The sequence below is a fragment of the Pseudomonas sp. 39004 genome, from assembly GCF_028682155.1.
Taxonomy (GTDB): domain Bacteria; phylum Pseudomonadota; class Gammaproteobacteria; order Pseudomonadales; family Pseudomonadaceae; genus Aquipseudomonas; species Aquipseudomonas capeferrum.
In genome coordinates, this window is the sequence record NZ_JANIAG010000079.1 from 1 (window position 1) to 24,187 (window position 24,187).

General features: G+C 64.2%; 24 protein-coding genes and 1 riboswitch. Of the genes, 5 read left to right on the forward strand and 19 right to left on the reverse strand.

The annotated features are described in order from the left end of the window. Nucleotides 1-13: 13 nt before the first annotated feature. From NP534_RS14980 to NP534_RS15005, 6 genes are all read right to left on the reverse strand, one after another. Nucleotides 14-781: a hypothetical protein gene (locus tag NP534_RS14980; protein WP_274099212.1), complete on the reverse strand. Its 768-nt coding sequence runs from the start codon at nucleotides 779-781 to the stop codon at nucleotides 14-16. Between the two features lie 117 nt (nucleotides 782-898). Next, on the reverse strand, nucleotides 899-3,049 hold the full coding sequence (locus NP534_RS14985; RefSeq protein WP_274099213.1) for a TonB-dependent receptor: 2,151 nt from the start codon (nucleotides 3,047-3,049) through the stop codon (nucleotides 899-901). A gap of 68 nt (nucleotides 3,050-3,117) precedes the next feature. Further along, nucleotides 3,118-3,525, reverse strand: a complete 408-nt coding sequence (locus NP534_RS14990) for a DUF2946 family protein (RefSeq protein WP_274099214.1) — start codon at nucleotides 3,523-3,525, stop codon at nucleotides 3,118-3,120. 126 nt (nucleotides 3,526-3,651) lie between these two features. Continuing rightward, entirely contained in the window at nucleotides 3,652-4,428 is a 777-nt protein-coding gene (locus tag NP534_RS14995) for a ParA family protein (RefSeq protein WP_033698961.1), read from the reverse strand. Between the two features lie 122 nt (nucleotides 4,429-4,550). Further along, nucleotides 4,551-6,128: a sensor domain-containing diguanylate cyclase gene (locus NP534_RS15000; protein WP_274099215.1), complete on the reverse strand. Its 1,578-nt coding sequence runs from the start codon at nucleotides 6,126-6,128 to the stop codon at nucleotides 4,551-4,553. Nucleotides 6,129-6,215: 87 nt separating this feature from the next. Then, nucleotides 6,216-6,701, reverse strand: a complete 486-nt coding sequence (locus tag NP534_RS15005) for a hypothetical protein (RefSeq protein ID WP_274099216.1) — start codon at nucleotides 6,699-6,701, stop codon at nucleotides 6,216-6,218. Nucleotides 6,702-6,832: 131 nt separating this feature from the next. Here NP534_RS15005 and NP534_RS15010 point away from each other — a divergent pair, with 131 nt between their 5' ends. Together NP534_RS15010 and NP534_RS15015 are read left to right on the forward strand one after the other, a co-directional pair. Continuing rightward, nucleotides 6,833-7,330 (forward strand): GNAT family N-acetyltransferase, encoded by a 498-nt coding sequence (locus tag NP534_RS15010; protein ID WP_274099217.1) that lies wholly within the window; start codon nucleotides 6,833-6,835, stop codon nucleotides 7,328-7,330. A 132-nt stretch (nucleotides 7,331-7,462) separates the two neighbouring features. Beyond that, the gene (locus NP534_RS15015) at nucleotides 7,463-7,786 is read left to right on the forward strand and encodes a hypothetical protein (RefSeq protein WP_274099218.1); all 324 of its coding nucleotides are present in this window, start codon (nucleotides 7,463-7,465) and stop codon (nucleotides 7,784-7,786) included. A gap of 24 nt (nucleotides 7,787-7,810) precedes the next feature. On the opposite strand, the gene NP534_RS15020 is transcribed toward NP534_RS15015, so the two are convergent. The 6 genes from NP534_RS15020 to NP534_RS15045 form a co-directional block, all read right to left on the reverse strand. Next, nucleotides 7,811-9,148 (reverse strand): OprD family porin, encoded by a 1,338-nt coding sequence (locus NP534_RS15020; RefSeq protein ID WP_274099219.1) that lies wholly within the window; start codon nucleotides 9,146-9,148, stop codon nucleotides 7,811-7,813. Beyond that, complete coding sequence (locus NP534_RS15025; protein ID WP_274099220.1) at nucleotides 9,145-9,579, reverse strand: pseudoazurin; 435 nt, start codon at nucleotides 9,577-9,579, stop codon at nucleotides 9,145-9,147. The genes NP534_RS15020 and NP534_RS15025 overlap by 4 nt, the downstream gene beginning before the upstream one ends. 17 nt (nucleotides 9,580-9,596) lie before the next feature. Beyond that, nucleotides 9,597-10,385, reverse strand: coding sequence for an ABC transporter ATP-binding protein (locus tag NP534_RS15030; RefSeq protein ID WP_274099221.1), 789 nt, complete (start codon nucleotides 10,383-10,385; stop codon nucleotides 9,597-9,599). Beyond that, a complete protein-coding gene (locus NP534_RS15035) occupies nucleotides 10,382-11,398 on the reverse strand; it encodes a FecCD family ABC transporter permease (protein WP_274099222.1) in 1,017 nt (338 codons plus the stop codon). The genes NP534_RS15030 and NP534_RS15035 overlap by 4 nt, the downstream gene beginning before the upstream one ends. Then, nucleotides 11,398-12,408: an ABC transporter substrate-binding protein gene (locus NP534_RS15040; RefSeq protein ID WP_274099223.1), complete on the reverse strand. Its 1,011-nt coding sequence runs from the start codon at nucleotides 12,406-12,408 to the stop codon at nucleotides 11,398-11,400. The genes NP534_RS15035 and NP534_RS15040 overlap by 1 nt, the downstream gene beginning before the upstream one ends. Nucleotides 12,409-12,535: 127 nt before the next feature. Continuing rightward, nucleotides 12,536-12,728: riboswitch (cobalamin riboswitch) on the reverse strand. A gap of 28 nt (nucleotides 12,729-12,756) precedes the next feature. Continuing rightward, nucleotides 12,757-13,923: a DUF1624 domain-containing protein gene (locus NP534_RS15045; protein ID WP_274099224.1), complete on the reverse strand. Its 1,167-nt coding sequence runs from the start codon at nucleotides 13,921-13,923 to the stop codon at nucleotides 12,757-12,759. Nucleotides 13,924-14,183: 260 nt separating this feature from the next. Here NP534_RS15045 and NP534_RS15050 point away from each other — a divergent pair, with 260 nt between their 5' ends. Then, complete coding sequence (locus NP534_RS15050) at nucleotides 14,184-14,930, forward strand: outer membrane beta-barrel protein (protein WP_186654882.1); 747 nt, start codon at nucleotides 14,184-14,186, stop codon at nucleotides 14,928-14,930. A 69-nt stretch (nucleotides 14,931-14,999) separates the two neighbouring features. Here NP534_RS15050 and NP534_RS15055 read toward each other — a convergent pair whose 3' ends face one another. The 3 genes from NP534_RS15055 to lpxO all read right to left on the reverse strand — a co-directional run bounded on the left by NP534_RS15055 (nucleotide 15,000) and on the right by lpxO (nucleotide 17,103). After that, on the reverse strand, nucleotides 15,000-15,569 hold the full coding sequence (locus NP534_RS15055) for a GNAT family N-acetyltransferase (protein ID WP_274099225.1): 570 nt from the start codon (nucleotides 15,567-15,569) through the stop codon (nucleotides 15,000-15,002). Nucleotides 15,570-15,645: 76 nt separating this feature from the next. Continuing rightward, the gene (locus NP534_RS15060) at nucleotides 15,646-15,990 is read right to left on the reverse strand and encodes a carboxymuconolactone decarboxylase family protein (RefSeq protein WP_033698936.1); all 345 of its coding nucleotides are present in this window, start codon (nucleotides 15,988-15,990) and stop codon (nucleotides 15,646-15,648) included. A gap of 213 nt (nucleotides 15,991-16,203) precedes the next feature. Beyond that, on the reverse strand, nucleotides 16,204-17,103 hold the full coding sequence (gene lpxO / locus NP534_RS15065; protein ID WP_033698934.1) for a lipid A hydroxylase LpxO: 900 nt from the start codon (nucleotides 17,101-17,103) through the stop codon (nucleotides 16,204-16,206). Between the two features lie 157 nt (nucleotides 17,104-17,260). On the opposite strand from lpxO, the gene thpR reads away from it, so the two are divergent. After that, on the forward strand, nucleotides 17,261-17,806 hold the full coding sequence (thpR, locus tag NP534_RS15070; RefSeq protein WP_274099226.1) for an RNA 2',3'-cyclic phosphodiesterase: 546 nt from the start codon (nucleotides 17,261-17,263) through the stop codon (nucleotides 17,804-17,806). 24 nt (nucleotides 17,807-17,830) lie between these two features. Here thpR and NP534_RS15075 read toward each other — a convergent pair whose 3' ends face one another. The 4 genes from NP534_RS15075 to NP534_RS15090 all read right to left on the reverse strand — a co-directional run bounded on the left by NP534_RS15075 (nucleotide 17,831) and on the right by NP534_RS15090 (nucleotide 22,920). Beyond that, the gene (locus NP534_RS15075; RefSeq protein ID WP_274099227.1) at nucleotides 17,831-20,260 is read right to left on the reverse strand and encodes a TonB-dependent siderophore receptor; all 2,430 of its coding nucleotides are present in this window, start codon (nucleotides 20,258-20,260) and stop codon (nucleotides 17,831-17,833) included. Between the two features lie 91 nt (nucleotides 20,261-20,351). Continuing rightward, a complete protein-coding gene (locus NP534_RS15080; RefSeq protein WP_274099228.1) occupies nucleotides 20,352-21,329 on the reverse strand; it encodes a FecR family protein in 978 nt (325 codons plus the stop codon). Then, the gene (locus tag NP534_RS15085) at nucleotides 21,326-21,832 is read right to left on the reverse strand and encodes a sigma-70 family RNA polymerase sigma factor (protein ID WP_033698927.1); all 507 of its coding nucleotides are present in this window, start codon (nucleotides 21,830-21,832) and stop codon (nucleotides 21,326-21,328) included. Before NP534_RS15085 ends, NP534_RS15080 begins: the two co-directional genes overlap by 4 nt. A 182-nt stretch (nucleotides 21,833-22,014) precedes the next feature. Further along, nucleotides 22,015-22,920 (reverse strand): AraC family transcriptional regulator, encoded by a 906-nt coding sequence (locus NP534_RS15090; RefSeq protein ID WP_186654868.1) that lies wholly within the window; start codon nucleotides 22,918-22,920, stop codon nucleotides 22,015-22,017. 180 nt (nucleotides 22,921-23,100) lie between these two features. Between NP534_RS15090 and calA the strand changes: the two genes are divergently transcribed. Next, entirely contained in the window at nucleotides 23,101-24,153 is a 1,053-nt protein-coding gene (calA, locus tag NP534_RS15095; protein ID WP_186655255.1) for a vanillin reductase, read from the forward strand. Nucleotides 24,154-24,187 lie beyond the last annotated feature (34 nt).

Sequence of the window (24,187 nt, forward strand, 5' to 3'; positions counted from 1 at the left end):
CGCAAGGCCGCTCCTACAGACCAACCATCCACGGGGAATAGTCGACTTCGCTGTAGCCTTCGGCCTTGCCCTGCTCGTTGCTGCTGAAGCCTGGCATCTTGCTCAGGTCGAGCTTCATGCAACGGCTGTTGAGTTGCGCCTGCAGGTTGCCGTCCAGGCGGAAGGCGTCCTCGCGCAGCGGGTTGGGGGAAAGCTGCACCAGGCAGCCGTCGACCTTGCCTTGTGCGTTGGCCTGGTAGAACACCGAGGCCTTGCCGATGCTGGTGACCGGCAGATCGCGCAGCAGTTGTTGCCAGAAGTACTCGCGTTGGGCAATGGCCCGGTAGCGGGCGGTGCCGGGGGCCTGAACCGCGCGAGGCAGCTGGACGATGATCGGCGCCCGCACTTCGACGGTTTCATCGTCGTTGTACAAGGCCGCCGGTACGACGGGGTAGATGGTCTTCCAGCACAGGGCTTCGACCAGGTTTGCCAGCGCCTGATGGTCGGTGGGCGTTACATCGGCAGGCAGCAGCGCGCCATACTTGAACGGGGCTTTTTCGGCCTTGCAGGCGACCGGCGCGCTTTGCCGGTCGAAGGTGACCTGTAGCGTAACGGCGCCCATCTGCTCGCCGGTTGGGGCCAGGGCGATGCTCCGCTGCAAGGCTTGCTGCATGTTGACGGTGAACGTTTTCAGGGCTTGCGGATCGACGTCTGCCGGTCGGTCGGCGGAAGGGGACGATTGGCAGCCAATCAGGGTAATCAGGGCCGCGCCGAGAAGCGCGGGGGGCAGTGTCTTGTACACGTGAACGTCCTTGCTGAAGCGGTAGCCGGGTGTCTTCGTGAGCCGGCTGATCATGAAGGTGGAAGCTTATCACTGGCGGCTCTGTCGCGAGGTAACCCCCGCGCCAGAGCCGGTCGGTCAGAAGCGCATATCCAGCGCCAGCTCGAAGGTGCGCGGGGCGCCCATGTAGTACTGGCTGCTGTAGGCCTGCTTGGCATACACCTCGTCGGTCAGGTTGCGCACCCGCCCGGTCACCGTGGTGTGCTCATCCAGCCGGTAGCGCGCGAAAGCGCCGAACAGCGTGTAGGCCGGCGCCTTGAGGGTGTTGGCGTTGTCGGCGTATACCGAGCCCACGTAGCGCCCATCGACCCCTGCCGACCACGCCTGGGTGAAGCTGTAGGTCAGCCACAGGTTGCCGACGTTGGCCGGCACATTGACCGGAGCATTGCCCTTGCGCGATACCGATACCCCGTTGACCGCTTCATTGAACGCATCATACTGCGCATCCACGTAGGCGTAGTTGGCCTCGGCCAGCAGCTTGGGCGTGACCTGCAACCGCCCGGACAGCTCGAGACCGCGCGAGGTCTGCTGGCCGGCCTGCACCGTCAGGTTGGCATCGTTGGAGTCGCGCACGGCAAAGTCCTTGCGCACGATCTGGTACAGCGCCAAGGTGGCGGCGCCGCGGCCGTCGAGGAAGTCGAACTTGCTGCCGACTTCCCATTGCTCACCTTTGGACAGGTCGAACAAGCCCACGTTGGAATAGGTCGCCGCCGCCAGCGAACCGGCCGGCAAATCCGCAGAGCTGCTGTACTGGGCGTATACGCTGGCGGTGGGGGTCAGCGCGTAGGTCAGGCCGATGCGCCCGGAAAGCGGCTCCCAGCGGCGCTCGAAAAACGCCGGCGAAGTCGGCGAGACCGCGCCATAGTTGGTCACTTGCATGTCCAGGTAGTCGTAGCGCAGGGCAGTCAGCAAGGCCAGGCGATCGGTCAGTTGCAGGCGGTTTTCGGCGAACACCGCGCGGTTGGTGACTTCGTGGCGGCGCTGTTTGGTCAGCCCGGCATTTACCCCTGGGATATCGTCGAAACTGCCAGGGTCGAAATGGTCGGCGTCGACGACGTCGCTCCAACTGCTCGACGTCGGGTAGAGGGTCTGGCGCATGCGCGAGTACTCCAGCCCCAGCGACCACTGGCTGGCGAAGCCGAACAGCGTGTTGTCATGGCGCAACTCGATGCGATCGCCCAGCAGGTTCTGGTCGTGGCTTTGTAGGTAGGGGCTGCTGCGCTGCACCTTGCCATCGGTGGTGTAGCTGTAGCGTTCGACGTTGCGGTAGTCGCGCTGGGCGTTGTAGTGGTACAGCGTATTCTGCACGCTGGTGCTGTCGCTGAGCTGGTAGTCGAGGATCGAGCGCAGCCAGCGTACCCGCTGCTCGTAGCGACCGTCAGCGACGTTGTAGTTTTCAAAGCGGCGGCTTTTGTCGATTTTCATCGTGCTGCGCCCGGGCAGGATCGGCGAGCCCCAGTAGGGGCTGTCCTCGCGGTCTTCCTGATACTCCAGCGCCAGGGTGTGGGTCAGGTTGGGCGCCAGGTCGCTGAGCAGCGAGAATGCCAGGCTGTCGCTGTGTCGCTGGTTGCGGTCGATGTAGCCATTGCCCTGGCCCCGGCTGAAATCCAGGCGCATGAAGTGGCGGGCATCGGCGGGGTTGCTGGCCAGTGCCTGGTTGATGCCGAACGCCACCTCCGAGTCATCGTAACTGCCATAGCGTACGCGCCCGTCGAGGGTCTGCTGGTCACGGCTGGCAAGCTTGGTGATGTAGTTGATCGAGCCGCCCACGGCACCTGCGCCATGCAGGAAGGATGACGGCCCGCCAATCAGTTCGACCCGGTCGAGCACCCAGGCATCCACGGGCCGGGTGGCGCTGCTGTAGCCCAGGTTGATGCCGTTGTAGAGCTGGGTGACCTGGTTCTGGGTGAAACCCCGGTAGGCGACGAAGCCGCCGTAACCTGGGTTGGCCGAGGCGTTGACGCCGGTCATGGCGTTGATCACGTCCTGGCTGTCCTTGGCGTCGCGCGCCTCGATCAGGCGGCGGTCCGAGACGCTGACCGACGCGGGGGTTTCCCGCGCGGTGAGGCCCAGGCGCGAGCCGGTGCGTATCGGCTCGTCCAGTTGCACGCCGGAAGGGGTGTCGCGTTCGCCATCGATGGTGGTGGCGTTGAGTTCGAGCGGGGCGTTGTCGGCCCAGGCGAATGTGCAAGTGCCCATGAGGAGCACCAGGGAGGTATTGCGGATCATGTTGTCGTGTCTTCCACGCAAAGGTCATGGCTGACCACCCGCGCGCACTGAGGCGCGCCGGGTCGAGGTCAGGCGAACTGAATGGCGGCGTGAAGCACAGCGGGGGAGGCGCGGGGGTTGAGGGCGGGGCGTAAGTAGCGTGGCGGCGGTTGTGCCCAGCTGCGCACGACGATGGGTGAGCTGGCCCCGGCCTGGGTGGGCATGAACGCCCAGCTGGTGTGGGCAAGCGGTACTGCCAGGCCGAACGAGGAGCATACCGGGCAGTCGAGTTGGGCCATGTGCTGGTCACCACCGGCGTGATCCAGGTCGATGGCCGGGCCATGCTCACTGCTGATCGAGCAGAAACCGCCTTCCAGGCCAGCCAGGCGCAGGCCGCCCATCTGGCCGTGATGCAGGCCGCACAGCAACAGGCTGAACAGGACGCTGGCATAGAGCGTCCATGCGGTCAGCGTGCGGGTCTGCCGGGTGGTTTTCATGGCGGCGAATCTATCACCCGGATGAGTGGTCGGGTAGCCCTGATCACTCAAAATGCTCGGGTCTGTAGGCAATAGCCCACACAGGCCCGTGCTACAGCAACGTGGTAGGGCGTGTTCCAGGTTCGCTCAAGCTGCCCGCTCCAGCACATCCAGCAGGTCGGCAAATTCCAGCGTCAACTTGTGCCGCGGCGCCAGATGCACCAGCGGCACCGACACCTGATGCGACTCGCGCATCTTGATCGAGCTGCTCAGGTACACCGGCAGCACCGGCACGCCTTCCCCCCGCAATTGATCGACCAGGGTCTGATGCAGTGCCGTACGCCCGGCGAACTGGTTGACGACAATCCCTTCCACCTGCAGCGTCGGGTTATGGTCCTGACGCAGTTCTTCCACCTCGGCCATGACGCTGTGCAGCGCCTGGCGCGAGAAGCTGTCGCAATCGAACGGGATCAGCAAGCGTTCGGCGGCCACCAGCGCGCTGAAGGTGTAGAAGTTCAGCGCCGGCGGCGTGTCGATATAGATCCGCTCGTAATCTTCGGCCAGTTCCACCAGCAGCTTGCGCAGCTTGTTGATCTTGAACTTGCTCTCCAGCTTGCTTTGCAGGTCGGTAAGGTCAGGGCTGGCGGTGATCAGGTGCAAGTTGCTGTAGCGGGTCTCGGTGATGGCCACGCGGTGCTTCTTGCCGTGCGCGGTGGCGGGTGACAACGTCTGGCGGAAGAAATCGGCAATGCCCGAGGGGATGGCGTCATTGACCAGCCCGGTCAGGTAGTAGGTGGCATTGGCCTGCGGGTCGAGGTCGACGAGCAAGGTGCGATAGCCTTCAGCGGCACTGGCGGCCGCCAGGTTGCAGGCAATGCTTGATTTGCCCACGCCACCTTTCTGATTGAAAACCACACGACGCATGAGACGCTCATCCATGAAGAGTGAAAATGTCAGGTTGGGGTCAATCCTATGACTGAAACACGACAGTTTTATGACAAGGCTTGTAACAACTCATGGGGCGAGCGGGCTGTATGGGTTCAGCGCTATAAACCCTCGACGCACACCCGATTGCGCCCCTGTTGTTTTGCGCTGTAAAGCGCCCGGTCTGCCTTGCTCAATGCATCGCCAGGCTCGCTGCCTGCATGGCCAGGCCAATGCGCCACGCCCAGCGACACGGTTACCGCCCCCACCGGTTCTACCGGCGTATCCTGCACCGCCACCCGCAGCCGCTGCGCCACCGCTGCGGCAACCTCCAGGCTGGCCCCCGGCAGCAGCATGAGAAACTCCTCGCCGCCGGTGCGACACAGCAGGTCGCCTTCGCGGCAACAACGCCGCATCAGCTCGGCCAGCCGCTGCAGCACCTGGTCGCCGACCTCATGCCCATGCCCATCATTGACCCGCTTGAAGTGGTCGATATCCAGCACGATGGCCGAAAATGCCCGCCCTTCGGCCTCCAGCAGCGACAGGCTGAAATCCAGGCTGCGGCGGTTGCCCAGCCCGGTCAGCGGGTCGGTCTGGGCATCGCGGTTCAGCCGGCCGATGCGCTCTTGCAGCAGGTTGAGCCCGAATAGCAGCGCACGTTTGAGTTCGGCCGCCTCGAAGTACCAGGCCGGCACCCGATGCAGGCGCTCGGCGGTGCCCGCGCGGTCCATCGACCTGGCCCCGGCCGCCAGTTGCCAGAGTGGCCGGGCGATGGTCATTGCCAGCCACCACAGCACCAGGCTGCCGACCAATGCCAGCGGCGCGGAGGTACCCACCACGTTGAGCACAAGGCGGCTCAGCGGTGCCACGGTCTGTTCCAGCGGTTGCTGCGCCACCACCCCCCAGCGAGCGCTCGGCACCGTGGCGAAGCCTGCCAGCATGGGCACGCCTTGGCTGTTGGTGAGCTGGCGGGTACCGCTGTCCAGTGTCGCCAGTTGATCGATCAGCGCGTTGCCTTCCACCACCGTGCCTACTCGCTGGCTGTCCGGGTGATAGAGCAGGCGGCGATTGCGGTCGACCACATAGAGGTACGAGCCATCCTTGTAGAAGTGCTCGCCCAGCAGGCTGTTGAGGATGTTGCGCTCGCGCAGGTACAGGCTGCCGCCGACGTACCCCAGGTAGCGGCCATTGCTATCGAAGATGGGTTGCGAGAGTGCCACCACCAGGTTGTTGGCGGCTGACAGGTAGGGTGTCGAAACCAGCGCCCTGCGCTCATGCAAGGCTTCCTGAACACCGGGTGACTGCACCTTGGTGTTCAGGTAGTGGCGCAATGTAGCAGGGGATATGGCCCGCAGGATGCCTTGGGCATCGACCACGAAGGTCGAGTTGAAGGCCATGCCCTGGTGCAACACGCGATCGGTTTCTGCCTGCAGGGCGTCGGCATCGGCCAATTGGTTGGCTTGTACCCCGGCGCTGAACGCCAACTGCCGCAAGGCGTTGGCGATGAAGGTCTCGGTGATCGAGGCCAGTTTTGCTGCATACACCCGGTTGGCCTCCAGGGCGTGGTCGATCAGCAACTGACGCTGAACCCGATAGCTGGCGAAATAACTGGCGCAGAGCATGACCAAGGCGGTCAGGGCGCAAAGAACCAGAATGAGCGAGCGTAGATCCAGGCGCAATCCGTGCTTGGTGTGTGTCAATCCTGACCTCGCTGGTACGAAAAGGGAGTAACCCTGCTTTTTATAGGTGTAGTGGGCTATTGTCGCCGCAGCCGCGTGCAACGTCGATCAGGAACCTGACTTTTCCTTCGCCAGTGCATCCAGCTCATCCTCGACGTCTTGCATGCGCTGCTCGACCAGTGCCTGTACCTTCGCGTTACGGGCGGTTTCGCGCATCAGGGCGGTCAGCTTCTCGCTCAGGCGTTTGCCAGCCTCGGTGTCTTCCATGGCGCGGGCCTTGGCTGGGTCCTGCATGGCTTCGACGATGCTGGCGAATTCGGCGTCGCTGAAGTTCTTCTCGCTGTAGAGCTTGAACAAGTCCTGGCGCTGGTCGTCGACCGTCAGGTGCTTGCGCAGGACATCCCGGATGCTCGCTTCGGGCACTTGCGGGTAGCGGCGTGACAGCAGCGCCGCCATGCGGTCGATGTTGTGTTCATAGGCGTCCTGCAGTGGCAGTTGCGCCAGTATCTGCTCATCGCGAGAGGGTTTCTGGTCGCAGGCGGCGAGGGCCGCGGTCAGTAGCAGTGGCAGCAGCAACGTCTGGAAGCGGGGCATGGAATGGCCTGGTGGGCGGTCAAGACCTCGGATTATAGCGAGGTCGGCCAGACCGCGACGACCCCTGAATTTGCCAGGGGGCGGCCCGCTGCGGTAGAACCTTTGCCCTCACTCCCAAAGCCTTTGCCCCCATGCCGAACTGGATCATCCAAGCCGTCCCGCAGGCAGCCATCGACGAAGTCGTGGCTTTCGTCGACAGCGCCCGCCGCGAGCTCTTCCCCCTGCTCGCCGCTGCACCGTTGCCCAATGACCTGGCTCGTTTTGCCGAGACCTACCTGGACGGCGAAGGCGTGTTCCTCGAAGCCCGCGATCAGGGCCGGCTGGTGGCGGTGATTGGCTATGTCCCCTATGACCATCGCTTTGCCCAGCTTGCGTATCAGCGCATGCACGTGGTCGAGGTGGTGCGCCTGTTCGTCTTGCCGGCGTATCGCCGGCATGGGCTGGCCGCGGCGTTGTTCGCCGCGTTGCGCCAGGCGGCCGAGCAGGCGGGCGTCGAGTGCCTGTACCTGCACACGCACCCGTTTCTGCCGGGAGCGATTACGTTCTGGCAGCGCCAAGGGTTCGCGGTGATCGATGTGGAGCAGGACCCGATCTGGCAAACCACCCATATGCAATTGCAGTTGGCATGAGCTGCGCGTAACCGTTCAGAAACCCCCTACAGCTGGCGTTCTGCTGTGCTCAACGCGTTCATTTCAAAAGCACGCCAGCTTGCTTACCTTCCCGCTCACAGCTCGAACCATGCACAAGCGGGAGAATCGCCGATGCCACACATGGCCTTGTACAAGCTCAAACTGCTGGATGAATTCGAAGACCGTAGGGACCTATGGTCATTCGGCCACTTCGAAAACAGGCTGATGGACTTGTGGCGAGGTGCCACGCGTCACGACGCCAAGGGCATCATCAATACGGCGCACAAGGAAGGGCGTTGGCCCAGGACCGTGAAGCGCTACCTGCTGACCAACTACAAGGCATTCGGCAATGTCAGCGCAGAGTTGGGCCAGACGTTTGCCGAAGTGCTTGTGTCGATGACGGCGCAGGAAAAGGCCGAGTGGGGGGTGCAGGCGCAATCCGCTGCGGCACCTTGACCCTGGGAGCTGCTTCGAGGCGTGTCAGAACCCGCCCCCCAGCGGCCACTCGACTGCCAGGCGAATCTGATCACCGTCGAGCTCCGCCTGCGCCGTGTTGCCCCGGTGTGCATTATGGCGAATCGAGAACGTGGTGCCCTTGGCCTTGCCACTTTGCACCACATACCGCGCCTCAAGGTCGCGCTCCCAATGCTTGCCGCCCTTGCCGTAGCCCAGGTACGCATAGCCGCCAGCGGGGTCGACATGCGTGCCATCGATATCGAACCCGCGCACATACAGCGCCGTCAGGTTCAAACCCGGCACCCCGTAGGCGCCCATGTTCAGGTCATACCGCGCCTGCCATGACTTTTCATTTGGCGCGTTGAAGTCCGACATCTGCACGGCGTTGCCAATGAAGATCGCGCCGCGCGTCACATAGTCGAACGGCGTATTGCCGTCCACCTGCTGCCAGCCCAGGCTGAAACCGTGCGGCCCCTGGTTGTAACGCGAGACCAGGCTCCAGGTGGTGTTGTCGATGCGCCCGGACAGCGCCTTGCCGGTGTCGGTGGTGCGGTACAGGTTGAGGTCCAGGCTCAGGCTGCGGCGCTGGTCCAGGGCGTGGGTGAGGGTGCTGCCCAGGTAGTGCTGGTTCCAGCTATCCTCGTAACGTGAGGTATACAGGCTCGCGTTGAAGGCCGCGCTGGGGTTCCAGACCACGCCGGCCAGGTCGAAGCTGTTGCCCTGGCGGCCATTGGAGTAGTTCACCACGAACCCCTGATCGTGGCTTGAGGCGTTGCGGTCCGTGCTTTCGTTGAAGTGGCCGGCGACCAGTCGGAGCGTGTCGATCTCGCGACTGCTGAGGAAAAAGCCGGTGGCGGTCTCGGGCAGCAAACGGCTGTCGGACGAACTGAACACCGGGGTCTTTACCCGCTGCTCGCCGTAGGACAGCACCGTATTCGACACCCGCACCTTCAGCGCAGCGCCGGCTCGGCTGTATTCGTTTTTCGGGTGCCCATCGTTGTCGACACCCAGCAGGCGCGCCTTGCCGACACGGCCACCGCCACTGTCGAGCTGTACGCCCAGGTAGGCATGGGCATCGACACCGACGCCAACCAGGCCCTGGGTGAACCCGGACTGGAACGTACCCATCAACCCGTAAGCCCATTCCTCAGCCTTGCCGCTGCGTTCGCTTCGGGGCTTGTAGGCATTGCGGCCACTGCTGTTGCGCCCGCCGTGCCGGTAATCGCGTTGGTCGAATACGCTGCGGTTAAGCAGGCTCCAACTGCCGTCTTCAATGAAGCCCCTGCTGTTGGACTGGGCGGAGTCAGCCGTTGCGAAAGGGGTAAGCCCCACCAGTGGAAGCGCCAACAACAGGCGCTTCATTGCCCAGCCCCCAGCTTCTGCAGTTGCGCAGCAAAGCGGGCTTGCGCCCGTGCAGGCAGGTTGGCCGGCAATTCGGCAGGCGCCGCGTCACCCACCTGAATGACCATCACCATGCCCATCGCCAGGTGCGGAATGCACTGGATGCCGTACACGCCCGGCACGCTGAACTGGTGCTCGTAAGGCTGGTTCAATTTGCTCTTGAACGCCTGCGCCCCCTGCGGCAGCAACCCTGGCACGCTGGCAGCGTTATGCCCGCTCATGGTCGGCAGAAAGCGCACCGTGTCCCCGGCTGCGATGCGCAGGTGATCGGGCTCGTAGACCATCGCACCCTGCGTGCCACGGTTGAGCATCTTCACTTCGTGCACCTCTGCCAGCACGGCAGGGGCAAACAGGGTGCTGGCGAGCAGCAGGGCGACAGGGCGCAACAGCATGGTGGGAACTTCCTGGTTCAGGGGGCGCGAAAACGCAGAATGCGCGCGCCGTCGAAGGGGTCGGTGAGGTAGTGGGCGTGCACGCCGAAGGTACTCAGCAGGCGCTCGGGGGTGAGCACGTCGAGCGGCTTGCCCAGGGCGACCAGGCGGCCTTGGTCGAGCACCGCGACGCGGTCGCAGGTCAGCGCCTGGTTGAGGTCGTGCAGGGCCACCAAGGTGGTGACCGGCAGCGCCTGGACCTGTTGCAGCAGGCTCAACTGGTGCTGGATGTCCAGGTGGTTGGTTGGCTCGTCGAGCAATAGCACCTGCGGGCGTTGGGCCAGGGCGCGGGCAATGTGCACGCGCTGGCGTTCGCCACCTGAAAGCGAATGCCACAGGCGCGTGCGCAGGTGCAGGGCGTCAAGGTCGGCCAAGGCCTGCTCGACGATGGCACGGTCCTGGCTAGCGAACGGCGCCAGGGCCGACAGCCAGGGGGTACGGCCCAGGGCAACCGCGTCGTATACGCTGATCGCATCAGCTGTGTCCGCCTGCTGCTCGACCAGTGCCAGGGCCTGGGCAATGCGCCGGCGTGGCAGCTGCGCCAGCGGCTCACCCAGCAGGTCGACACGGCCACTGCCAGGCTTGCGCAAGCCCGCCAGCAGTTTTAGCAGGGACGATTTGCCAGAGCCGTTAGGGCCGACGATGGCCAGCGTTTCGCCCTGGATAGCGGCCAGCTCGATGTCGCGCAGCACGCTACTGCCCCCCAGCTGCAAGCCCAGGCCCTGACAGGCAAGCGGGGCGATCTGCAGGTTGGCCATGACGGTCATGGGCGCCCCCGTCGGCTGACCAGTATCAGCGCGAACACCGGTGCGCCGATCAGCGCGGTGACCACGCCCACCGGGATCACCTGGCCTGTGATCAGCGTGCGCGACAGGATATCCGCAGTGATCAGAAACAATGCCCCACCCAGTGCGCTGGCCGGCAGCAGGCGGCTATGCCCGGGGCCGAGCAACAGGCGCAGGGCGTGGGGGATCACCAGCCCGACAAAACCGATGGCGCCGACGATGGACACCATCACTGCGGTCACCAGCGCGGCGCAACTGATCAACAGCAACTGGGTACGCCGCACCGGAATCCCCAGTGACGCCGCCGAATCGGTGCCGAAGGTGAAGGCATCCAATGCGCGGCGATGCCACAGGCACACCACCAGCCCGAACAGCGCCACCGGCAATGCCAGCCACACCGACGGCCAGCGCACGCCGCTGAGGTTGCCCAGCAGCCAGAACAGAATGCCGCGTGCCTGTTCGGCGGTGGCCGACTTGGTGATGAGAAAGGCGGTAAGGGCGGTGAACAGCTGCGAGCCGGCAATGCCGGCAAGGATCACCTGAGCATTGTTGTTGCTTGGCCCGGCAGCGCGGGCCAGCACCAGCACCAGCGCGAACGCCGCCAGCGCGCCGATGAAGGCACCGCCAGACATGCTCAGGGCCACGCTGCCCAGCCCCAGCAGGCCGACCAGCACCGCGCCGGTCGAGGCGCCAGCGGACAACCCCAGCAGGTAGGGTTCGGCCAGCGGGTTGCGCAGCAGCGCCTGCAGGATCACCCCGCACGTGGCCAGCCCGGCGCCGCAGGCGGCTGCCACCAGGGTGCGGGTCAAGCGGTAGTTCCAGACGATCCCGGCGTCGATCGGGTCGACCGGGTAACCGGCCTGCCACAGGTGATTGGCCAGCACCTGGTAGACCACGCTAGGCGCCAGGTCGCTCTCGCCGATCGCGGTACCGGCCAGCAGCGCGGCGCACAGGGCTGCCAAGGCCAGGACGCTGTAAGGCAACAAGCGGCTCATCACTGTGCCGCTTTACCGCTGGCGAACGCCGCAGACAGGGTCTGCAAGCCTCGGAACAGGCGGATGCCGGCCTGCATGGCGTCGGCGTCGAGGACGATGATGCGGTCGTGCTTCACCGCGTCCATGTTGCGGGTTACCGGGTCGTTGCGCAGGAATTCGAGTTTTTTCTGGTAGTCGTCTGCCGGGAAGCGGCGGCGGTCCATGCGGGCGATGATCAGCCAGGTCGGGTTGGCCTTGGCCAGGGTTTCCCAGCCCACGGTCGGCCATTCTTCGGTGGACTCGACCACGTTGCGTACGCCCAGGGTGCGCAGCATGAAGTCGGCGACGCCTTGGCGGCCAGCCACATAGGGGTCGATATCCAGGTCGGCGCTGGAGAACCAGAACAGCGCCGAGGTGTTGGACAGGTCCTTGCCGGCCAGTTGCGCCTTGGCGCTGTCCAGGCGGCCCATGAGGTCGGCGTTCAGCGCCGCACCGCGGTCCTGCACGTCGAAGATCTCGGCCAGCTGGCTGACGCTTTTATAGATGCTGTCGACCTGGAATGCCTGCAGGCGGGTGCCATCGGCACCCACCAGGTTGTCCTTGCCTTCGCAGTCCGACGGCAACAGGTAGGTCGGGATCTTCAACTCGTCGAACTGTTCACGGGTACCCACCACGCCTTGTGCGCCGACCATCCACTCGAATTGCACTGCCACCAACTGCGGACGCTTGCCTACCACAGCCTCGAAGCTCGGGTCGTTGTCGGCCAGGCGCTCGACCCTGTCGTTCATGGCCTTGAACTCGGGCAGCACGTTGTTGAACCACAGCGACGTGCCCGCCAGCGTGTGGCCCAGGCCCAGTGCATAGAGGATCTCGGTGCCGGCCTGGCCGATGGTGACCGCACGCTCAGGGGCGTGGGCGAAGGTCTGGGGCATGCCGCAGTTGTCGACCGTGAGCGGGTAGTGGGTGGCAGCGGCCTGGGCCAGGCCGGTGAGGCCGAGGCCAGCGATCAGGGCGGCAATACGGGGCAGCATGGTGGGCGATCTCCTATCGAATGGTTCACGGCATGAACGCACGGACAGGCATCGCCGATGCCCCTTGCGCAGGGCAGGGGGCAGCACCCGCAAACGGGTGGAGATGGCCATCCCGGACACCCCGCCGGTTGGTGGATTTTCGCCGGCAGGTCTCCTGACTGGTGCGTCATGGCCCGGCTCCAGCCTTCCCGGATTGATCCAGTGGCATCGATGGAGCAGGCTCGGCACCTACAGTTGCGGGGGCAGTTCCGTTTGGCCCGGTGACGGGCCTGGGATTCCCTATTGATTCCGTGGTGGAAACCGGCGGCCCGCATGGTAGACCATCAGGCAGCCGGGTGAAAACGCTTTTCAGAAGTACTTCAGCCAGGTGATGTCACGCCGCCGTGCCTTCAAACGGGCGAACCCGCGTACCGGCAGGTACAGCGACACGGCCAGCAACGCGGCACTCAGCCACACTGCGGTGATGCCGTCGAAGCCGAAATAATCACCCTGGTTGTGGCCGAACAGGGCGACGCAGCCCAGGTACAACAGCTTCAGCACATACAGGTGCAGCAGGTAGAAAAACATCGGTGCTGCGCCGTACACCGCAAGGGCGCTGATCCAGCGCGCCTGGCCGACGCGCTCGAAGCCGCGCAACAGCAGCAGGCCGCAGCCTAGCGTGAGGGCGAGGAACAGCAAGCTGGGCGGGTACTTGGTGATGTTGAAGAAGCTCATCAGCGTCTGCGTCAACGTCGGGTACCCGCTCCAGGGCGCTTCGCCATAGCCGTTGAGCATGCGCAGCACGATAAAGCCGAGCAGCGCGATCGCCCCGGCCAGCAACAGCCGGTGTTGGCGTTGACCTGCGTCGCTGTTGCGGGCGAACCAGGGGCCGAGGCCGTAGCCCAGGGCGATCACGCCGATCCAGGGCAGCACGGGGTACGAGGTGCGCAGGCGCAGGTTGTCGGAAAACGCCAGCCAGCCGCGGTCATGCAGGATCGCCCACGGCACGTGCATGGCCGATTCTGCGCCGAAGTGCAGGTGGTCGAGCAGGTTGTGGCCGCCGACGATGATTGCACCCAGGGCGATCAGCGCAGCACGTGGCAACCACACCAGCAGCGACAGCGCGATCATGCTCACGCCGATGGCCCAGATCACTTGCAGGTAGACCACGCTGGGGGGCAGCTGGAAGGTCCAGGCGAAGTTGACCAAGGTGAACTCCAGCACCACCAGAAACAGCCCGCGCTTGAACAGGAAGGCGCAGACGTCGCTGCGGCCCTGATACTTCTCGCCATACAACCAGGCCGACAAGCCGGTCAGCAGGACGAACACCGGCGCACACAGGTGGGCCAGGGTGCGGCTGAAGAACAGCGATGGGTCGGTGGCGTCGATGGCCATCGGGTCGCTGACCTGGCGATGCAGGAAAAAGGTCTCGCGGACGTGGTCCAGGAGCATGAACAAGATCACCAGCCCACGCAGGGCATCGATGCTCTGCAGGCGCTGGGTGAGGAGAGTGGGGGTTGCGCTGGCGCTGGTCATGAGGGGTCGCTGGTAGGAATGGAGTGTTGTTATGAAATGTTATCTTATATCTTTATTCGGGTTTCCGGCAATGACGGTTTAGGTTGAATTCAGCCGTGCACCCCACCAACTACCTTGCGCGTCAATTTCTGGCGCCCCAGAAATACCCTTTAAAAACATCACATTGCGCGTTCTAACTGATTTCTTTTCGAACTTTCTCGACAGCGTGTGTCTCGAACCGATCGTTCATCATTTATTCACAAGTCATGGAGACTCCACGCATGTCCGCTCGTCATCTGCTGCGTCACACCTGCCTGCTCGCCTTGATCGCATCGCCCCTGGCGGCCACCGCCGCGCCCAGTACCGACCCCCTGTTCACCTTCGGCCTGCTGGGTGCCTACGACAAATTCAAGTTCGAAGGGGGAAGCGAAACCGACAAGGAGCACCTGGGCCAGGGCGGTGTGTTCGCTACCTTCGGCAACAAGATGACCGCCGAATCCGGCTTCATCTATCAGGTCGGCGCCGAGGCCAAGTACGGCAAGAAGAACGACAACAAACTCAAGGAAGCCCAGGCCGATCTCGACCTCGGCTGGCGTGCGGCGCTGGATGCCCGCAACTTCGTCGACGTGACCGTGGGCGGTGGTTACAGCTGGTCGCGCTTCGAGCCCGAAATCAACGACCTGGATACCAAACTCACGGTCAAATCGCCCTTCGCCAAGGCCGCGCTGGGCTACAACCACCAGTTCGACGCCTCGACCCTGCGAGTGGAAGTGGGGGCACGGCATACCCTCGATGGCCGGGCGCGCCTGAAGGTGGATGATTTTGGCAGTGACAGCGTGGACCTCAAGGACCGCACCAACCCTTATGCCGAGGTAACGCTGCTGATGAACCAGCAGGGCGGTATGCCGGTGCAGGCCGGGGTCTACTACACCCGCACTGAATACAAGCTCGATGGCGACTCGCCTGTGGCGGACAACACCAAGCTCAAGCGTGACGAGTTTGGTTTCAAGGTCGGCTTGGCGTTCTAAGCCGCGATTGGCCAACGCAGTGGGGTGTGTAGGAGCCGCGCAAGCGTGCTCCTACCGCCGGGTTGACGGTTAACGCCCGCGCCGCCGGGACACCCGGGCCTCGATATTCTTGCGCCCGATCAGCAAGGCGGGTTTTTCCACCACGGGCTCATCCGCCAGCCACTTGTACATCACCAGGCAATCCACGAGGCCCAGGCGGGCGTGGCGGAATGCCTTGGGCAGGCGGCCGACGGTGTCGAAGCCAAGCTTGTGCCACAGCGCCACGGCCACTTCGTTGCTGGCCACGACCGAATTGAACTGCAACGCAAGAAACCCTTCCTGACGCGCCAGCTTCTGCGAATGCTCGCACATGGCACGGGCCACGCCACGGCCGCGTGCGGCCTCGCACACCATGTAGCCACAGTTGCCCACATGGGCACCGGGGCCGGCGGCATTGGCTTTGAGGTAGTACGTGCCCAGCAGCTCACCGGCGTCCTCCAGCACCCACGTATGCAGGGGTAGCTCCAGCCATAAGTGCCGGGCCTGTTCGAAGCTCAAGGCGGGGTCTAAGGCGTAGGTTTCGCGGGCCTGGACAATGGCCTGGAAGGTGGGCCAGAAGCGCTCGAAGTCCTCAAGCGTCATGGGGCGGATGTGGCTCATGGTGGATCCTGCAATGGCTGGCCGCCAAGTCTGGGTGGCGCGGCGCCATCGCGCAAGGGCGATGCGCCGCGTGGGCTCAGCCGGTGGCCTTGCCGACTGCATCCATGGCGCGTGCCGAGTAGACCAGTGCGGCCCCGGCATTCATCGCCACGGCCACACCGAGGGCCTCGGCGATCTCTTCGCGGCTGGCGCCGTGTTTCACCGCTTGCTGCGAGTGCACGGCGATGCAGCCGTCGCAGCGGGTGGTCACGGCCACCGCCAGGGAGATCAGCTCTCGGGTCTTGGCGTCCAGGTGGTTGGTCTTGGCGCCCGCACCGCTGGCGGTCATGTAGCCGGCCACGGTGTCGGGGGACAACTGCTTGAGGTCGCCGATGCCGGCCATCAACTGCTTACGGTAGGCGTCCCAGTCCATCATGCTCATCGTCTTCACCTTGGGAGGGATTGCGAGTGGAGCTTTCAGGCTAGTCGATGTTAGGGATGCCTGTGTGCTGTCTGTGTAGGAGCGGCCTTGCGTCGCGAATGGGCTGCGTAGCGGCCCCTGTATTTCAGCGTCACTGCAAGTACCCAGGGGCCGCTACGCAGCCCGTTCGCGACGCAAGGCCGCTCCTACAACGACAGCACCCACGCCGAAGCGTCAGATGTAGATAAACACCAGTACCAGCGCTGCGACCACCGCCCACTTCTCCAGGTAGTAGCGCATGCGGTTGCGCTTTTTCAGCGCCTTGCCGCGCTCGCGGATCTTGTAGATGCGGGTGAAAAGCCGGTTGATACCACCGGTCTTGTCGTTGGCATCGTTGGGCGCGGCAGCGGCAGCCATGACGTTGCGGCTGAACCAACGGTTGAACGCGGTTGCCCAGCGGTACTTGAGCGGGCGCTCGACATCGCAGAACAGGATGATGCGGTTGTGCTCGGTGGTGTTGGCGGCGTAGTGGATGTAGGTTTCATCGAAGATCACCCCCTCACCGTCGCGCCACGAATACTTCTCGCCGTCTACATCGATGTAGCAGCCGTCGTCGTTCGGCGTGTCCAGGCCCAGGTGGTAGCGGTAGGACCCGGCATACGGGTCGCGGTGGCGCACCAGCTTGGCGCCCGGCGGCAGGGTGGCGAACATCGCCGCCTTGACCGTGCCGATCCCTTGCAGCAACTCGGTGGTACGCGGGCACAGGGCCATGGCAGACGGGTGGCTTTCGCCGTACCACTTCAGGTAGAAGCGCTTCCAGCCGGTCTTGAAGAACGAGTTGAAGCCCACGTCGTCATAGTTCTCGGACTTCTTGATTTCGCCCACGTGCAGCAACTGCTGAGCCTCGGCACGAATTTCCTGCCAGTGATCCTGCAGCGGTTGCAGTTCAGGGAAGGCCTCGACCGGCAGGTAAGGTTTGGCCGGGTGCTTGGAAAACAGGTAAAGGAAGCTGTTGACCGGCGCCAGGAAGCTGGAGTGGTCGCCCAGCTGGCGAGTCAGCTTGTGACGAACCCGACCGCGCAGGTGAACATAGGCGATCGAGAGAACGAAAAGGAGTACGAGTGCAATTTTCATGGACGTTTACTTGTCGAAAAATGGCCATGCGCCATGGCATAAGCTCGCCAGCATAAACAATCATGGGGGCAGTTTGTACTTATTGTTACGTGACTACCGCGCGACTTAGGTGTAATGGCCTAGCGCTTGCGCAAACGATTCACGCCAAGGAGATCACATGGTTCAGGACGCTCGCGCCAGTGGCGCCCCCTTCAAACGGCTGTTTTTCGCCTTGCCGGTCAGCGATGCCCAGCGCCGTGCCCTGGCCCAGTGGCGGCGCGGCTTGAACCTGCGCAGCGGCAAGCCGGTGCCGGCCGACAACTTCCATGTGACGCTGCTGTTTTTGGGGGATGTGGACACTGCCCTGGTGCCGGCGGTCTGCGCTGCGGTCGACGTGCTCAAGCGCCCGGCTGCGCCGCCGCGCCTGTTGCTTGATCGCTTGCAGGCTTGGCCGCGCGCCGGCGCCCTGGTGCTTGAGCCGCAACAAACGCCGCCGGCCTTGTTGCAGCTGGTCTATGGCTTGCAGCAGGCGCTGCTGCCCTTGGGCTTGGAGGCGGCGAGCCGCGAGTACCGCCCACACCTGACCTTGTCCAGGGCCTATCGCGGCCAGCCGCCAGAGGCCGCCAGCGCCCCGGAGTTCTTCCTGGCCGCGCGGCATTTCACCCTGTACGAGTCGCGCAAGGGCGTTTACTGGCCGCTTGCGCAATGGCCGATGGCCGACTGACGCCTGCTCGGAACGTTCTGCTGCTTAAAACTCAGGGGTGTACTTGACCGTCAGCATGAAGTTGCGCGGTTCGCCGTAGTTGTTGCTGCCATTGAGCTGGTTGAAGCCGGCGACCCAGTACTTCTTGTCGAACAGGTTGTTGGCGTTCACTGCCAGGTTCACTTCCGGCGTCAGCTGGTAGGCCAGGCGCGCGCTCCATACGGTGTAGCCGGGCACGGTGTAGGTGCGCTCGTAGCCCAGGGTGTGGCTTTGGCTGGTGAAGCCCAGGCCGGTGCTCCAGCGCTGGCCGTCCAGCGGCAGGGTGTAGTCGGCCCAGGCGCGCAGCATGTGCTTGGGGGTCCACTGGCTGAATACGCGGCCTTCGTTATTTGGGTCGTCGAGGAACTTGGTGGTGTTGTAGGTATAACCTGCGAACAGTTGCAGGCCGCTGAGCACCTCGCCGCTGATCTCGGCCTCGATGCCCTGACTGCGCACCTTGCCCGCAGCGGTGGAGCAGTACCCGCCATCACAGGCAAAGCCCGAGGCCACGTCGGTAACCGCGCGGTTTTCCTGGTCGTAGCGGAACAGCGCCAGCGAGGCGTTGACCCGGCCGTCCAGCAACTCGCCCTTCAGGCCCGTTTCGTAGTTGCTGCCGATCACCGGCTTGAGAGGGGCATTGCCGAGGGCGCGCTCGGTCTGCGGGACGAAGACATCGGTGTAGCTGGCGTACCAGGCCCATTCGCGGGTCAGGTCGTAGACAAATCCTGCATACGGTGTCACTTCCCCTGTTTCGGTCATGTGGCTGGTGGGGTTGACCTGGCCTGGGTTGAGGCCGCGATAAGTGGTAGTGGCATAGCTGTAGTCGAACCAACTGACACGCGACCCCAGAATCAGCGTCAAACGGTCAGTCGGCTTGACCCGCCAGGCACCGTACAAGCCTTTTTGGCGGATATCATAGGCGCTGCGTTCGGAACGCCCGAAGGGGGTTGCAAGCAAGCTGTCGCGGCTGGGTTCGGGACGATCATGGTCGATGTCAAAAATGTTGTCATTGCCACCAAAGGTGCGCCAGTAACCATCATCGGTGGTCAGCTTGGAGTAGTTGCCACCGAGGGTCACCTCGTGGGCCAGGGGGCCGGTGTCGAAGTGCCCCACCAGGTTCATGTCCAGGCCCAGTTTGGTTGAGTGGAAGTCTGTGATCCAGTCGGCATATTCGAGGCCACTGCCGTCAGGCTCCAGGCCTTCCAGCACCGTTTGCGTCCGTTGATGGGTGGACGTGTTGGTTTCGCCCATACGCAGGGCTGCAGCCTTGAAGGTCCAATCGTCGTCGAAGCGGTGCTCAAGGTCCAGGTAGTAGGTGGTGACGTCAGTCTGCGCCCGGTTCCAGCGGGCGCCGGTGAAGGTCGAGCGTGGTAGGTCAACCGGTTCACCGGTGGCATAGCGAGGGATGCCACGCAGCATCGGCCGCGACTGCTGGCGGTTGTAGCTGATGCCGGCACCCAAGGTGGTGGCGTCGTTCAGGTCGATGTCCAGTGCGCCATACAGCGAGTGCGATTTGCTCCACTGGTAGTCGATGAAACTGTCGCTCTGGTCCTCGTCAGCGACAAACCGACCGCGCACACGCCCATCGGCGGTCAACGGGCCGCCAGCGTCCAGTTGCAGGCCATAGTGGTCCCAGGACCCGGCCTTGCCGGTGACGGTGACCGTCGGGGTGGCCTGGCCACGCTTGCGCACGAGGTTGATCGCGCCGCCGGGGCTGCCGGTGCCTTGCAACAGGCCCGAGGCGCCGCGCAGCACCTCCACGCGGTCGAAGAACACCAAGTCCTGGGTTGCCCAGTTGCCCAGCGAGTAGGTGTTGCGTGGAATCGGCACGCCGTCGTACTGCCAGTCGTCGATCTGGAAGCCGCGCGAAGTCACCACCACGCCAGGGCCGATGCCCTGTGCGCCGACGATCCCGGTGGTGTGGTTGAGTGCATCCTGCAGGTCGGTGATGCCTTGGTCGTCCAGCTGTTTACGGGTGATCACCGTTACCGATTGGGGGATTTCCTTGAGGCTGTGGGTGCCTTTGCCAAGGGTCACCGCACGGGCTGCGTACGAGCCACTGCCTTCGCTGGTGGCATCCAGGTAGTTGTCGCTGATGCTGGTACTGCCAAGCTCCAGCACGTCGGTCTCAGGGTTGGCCGGGGCGACGCTGAAGTGCCCGCTGCTGGTGAGCCGCAATTGCAGGCCGCTACCGGCAAGGGCGGCTTGCATGGCTTGCTCGGCACTCATCTGGCCGACCACCGCTGGCGCGTGCTTGCCACGCACCAGTTGCGGTTCGAGGGCGATGATGTAGCCGCTCTGGCTGGCGATCCGGTTAAGGGTGGTAGCCAGGCTGGCGGGCGGCAGGTCGAACGCCAGGGTCTGCACCTGGGCATGGGCGTTGAGGCTGGTCAGGGCGACGACGAGGGGCAGGGCGCGGGGCCAGAGGTTGAGCACAGAATTCTCCCGAATGAAGTGGCTTGTCAGGAGATAGGTGGGATGAGAAACGAAAACCGGACACGTCTGCGAATGATTTTCACAAATATTTTCATTTATTGTGCTCGGGGCCGATCAACATCAGCCACGGGCCATAGCGCTCGACGCTGATCGGCAGGGCCTCGGCCAGGGCCGCCAGCGCCTGCTGTGGCTGCTCCAGCGGGAATACACCTTGCACGCGTATGTCACGTACCGCTGGCGCTACCCGGATATAGCCCCGCTGGTACGGGCGCAGCGCATCGACCACGGCATGCAGCGGTTCGTCGAGCACTTCCAGGCGGCCCTGCAGCCAGGCTGCGCGTTGTTGTTGCTCGCCATCCAGACGCTGGATGCCATCGCTGCGCAGCAGTGCTGCCTGCCCCTGTTGCAGGTCTTGCCAGCGGCCATCGGGCAGGCTGGCGCGCACGCTGTGCTCGAACACCACAACGCGGGTGGCGTTGGCTTCCTGGCTCACCAGGAAACGGGTGCCCAGCGCCTGCACCTGCCCTTGCGCCGTGCGCACCCGCAGCGGCCGTCGCGGGTCTGCCGCGACCTGGATCAACAGCTCTCCGCGGCGCAGTATCAGCAGCCGTTGGTTGGCATCGAAGTCCAGGTCGACGGCACTGCCACTGTTGAGGCTCAGGCGGCTGCCATCGGCCAAGGTGAAGCTGCGCCGCTCGCCACTGGCGGTGTGCAGGTCGGCCAACCAGTTTTGCGCCCCGTCGCTGCGCCAGCCGCCCCAGGCTGCGGCAGCAGCGACGCTCAGGCCAGCCAGGGCCCCCAGCACTTCGCGTCGGGAGTGGGTAGGGGCGAGCAGGACCTGGCGCGCATCGGCGGCATGCCCGGGGGCACGCCGGTCCAGCGCGCGCAACGCGGCAAACGGGCTGCCGACGCGCTGTTGCAAGCGGTCCCAGGCACGTTGGTGCGCGGGGTCCTGGCGCAACCAGTGGGCCAGGCGTTGCAGCAATGCCTCGTCTGGCGTGCCGGCCTTCAGCGCGACCATCCAGTCGATGGCCTGCTCGCTTATCGGGTCCAGGCCGGCTGCGCTCATGCTTGCACCTCGCACAGGTAGCACTGGCGCAGGGCCTGCTTCATGTAGCGGCTGACGGTGCGTTCACTGATCTGCAGCCGGGCGGCGATGTCGACATAGCTCATGCCGTCGAGCTGGCTGAACAGGAAGGTGGCCTTGACCACGGCGGGCAGACCGTCCAGCACCTTATCGATGGCCACCAGTGCCTCGATCAGCAGCAGTTGCTCTTCGGCCGAAGGGGCGACTGGCTCTGGCAGCAGTGCCAAGCGTTCGAGGTAGGCCTCTTCGAGTTGGCGGCGGCGATGCCGGTCGAAGATCAGCCGCCGGGCGATGGTCGAGAGGTAGGCGCGCGGCTGCTGGATGCTGTCCGGGTCGACACGCGCGCCGAGCATCTGGCAGAACGCTTCGGCCGCAGTGTCTTCGGCGTCGGCGCGATTGCGCAGGCGTTTGAAGATGTGTTGGAGCAGCCAGCGGTGATGGTCGCTGAAGAAGAAGCCCAGCTTGCGGGTCGAGGTGCTGTCCAACGCCTGGCATCCAGTTGTGAGTGTGAATCGTTCTCAATGGTAACTGGGGAGTCTGGTGGGTAGCAATGGGGGCGTGGGTCTTCGGGTGTACGGCTGGGGTTTGGTGGCGGCGCTCGATTGCAGGTACACCACATAGCCCCAGCCATGCACCTGAAAGCCTCACACCCACCCTAGTCCACCAATCAAACCGGCAAGCTCTGATAAGCCGTCTCATCCCCAGGGCTGCGGTCAAACTGGCGCTTGTACTCGCGGCTGAACTGCGAGGTGCTCTGGTACCCCACCCGGTGCGCCGCCTGCGCCACGCCAAGGCCCTCACCAATCAGCATCTGCTGCGCCTTGAGCAGCCGCAGGCGCTTGAGGTACTGCATCGGCGCCATGTCGGTGCAGCGCTTGAAGTGTTCGTGGAAGGTCGACACGCTCATGTTGGCACGCGCAGCCAGTGCCTCGACACTCAGTGGCTCGGTGTAGTGTTCGCGCAGGTGGGCGAGGGCGGCGCCGATGCGGGCGAAATGCCCCTGCTGCTCGACCAGTGCCCGCAGCACCCCGGCCTGCGGGCCGCGCAGCGCGGTATACAGCACTTCGCGCACCCGTGCCGGGCCGAGCACCTTGGCATCCAGCGGGTCCTGCAGGCACTGCAGCAGCCGCTCGACACTGTCGCGCATGGGCGCATCCAGGGCCGCCGACGTCATCGATTGCGGGGTCTGCGCCTGTACGGCGGCATCCGGGGCCAGGTCCATGCTTTGCACCAGTTCACCGAGCACGCCACGGTCAATGTCCACCGCCACGCCAAGCAGAGGCGCATCACCGGTGGCAAAGGTTTCACACATGAACGGCACCGACAGCGCCTGGACCAGGTAGTGGCCGGCGCCGTACTCCAGGGTGCGTGGCCCCAGGCGCGCGAGTTTGCTGCCCTGGGCCAGGATCATCAGGCTCGGCTCGTAGATCTGCGGGCTGCTGGCCACATAGTGGTCCCAGCTCAGCACCTGAACCTGGGGCAGATGTGTGGGGACGAAGCCCGGACGCGTGGCGAGGCGGCGGATCAGCGCGCAAAGGGGGGCGTTGGCGTCGACGTGGCGGGTGAGCTGCATGGTTAACCTGGGCAGAGAATCAGACAGTTGCATCATCGCAGATTGACGGTCTAGCGTCAGATGCTGGCAGGCAACTCCGGAGAATCGGGCATGGATGCCGGAGAATCTGCGGTGGGCGAGGCGGAGCATGACGCGCAGAATGCGCCGCCTGAATCGTTTCACTTCTCTGCGAGGTCCCGCATGTACACCGCCATCGGTTATGCCGCCCAAACCCCGACCAGCCCACTGGCCCCCATGACCTTCGAACGCCGCAGCCCGCGCCCGGACGACGTCGCCATCGACATCCTGTATTGCGGCGTGTGCCACTCCGACATCCACCAGGCACGCAACGAGTGGGGCATCGCCGTGTACCCGCTGATGCCGGGCCACGAGATCATCGGCCGCGTCACCGCCGTGGGCGACAAGGTGTCTGCACACAAGGTTGGCGACCTGGTAGGCGTCGGCTGCATGGTCGACTCGTGCCGCCACTGCGAGGCATGCGCCAAGGACCTGGAGCAATACTGCCTGGAAGGCCCGACCATGACCTATGCCACCCCGGACCGGGTCGATGGCAGCAACACCATGGGCGGCTACTCCAGCAGCATCGTGGTCAGCGAGCACTTTGTGGTGCGTATCCCCGCCGGCATGGACCTGCCCAGCGCCGCGCCTATCCTGTGCGCCGGCATCACCACCTATTCGCCGCTCAAGCACCACGGTGTAGGGCCGGGCCACAAGGTCGGCATCCTGGGCATGGGCGGCCTCGGCCACATGGGCATCAAGCTGGCCAAGGCCCTGGGCGCGGAAGTGACCTTGTTCACCCGCTCCCAGGCCAAGGCCGAAGAAGCCCGCCGCCAGGGTGCCGACCATGTGATCGTGTCCACCGATGACGAGCAGATGCGTGCTGCGGCCGGCCATTTTGACTTCCTGCTCGACACCATCCCGGTGCAGCACGACCTCAACCCGTACCTGGAAACCCTCAAGTTCGATGGCGTGCACATTCTGGTCGGCCTGATCGAACCGATCGACCCGGCGGTGCACGCGGCAAATCTGGTGCTCAAGCGCCGGGTACTGGCCGGGTCGTTGATCGGCGGTATCGCCGAGACCCAGGAAGTGCTGGATTTCTGTGCCGAGCACGACATCCGTTGCGACATCGAAATGCTCGATATCCGCAATATCAACCAGGCTTACGAGCGGATGATTGCCGGCGATGTGAAGTATCGCTTCGTGATCGACATGGCCACGCTTCAGGGTTAGGCATTGGCTGGGCATTGAACCTCAGCCAGTTCGA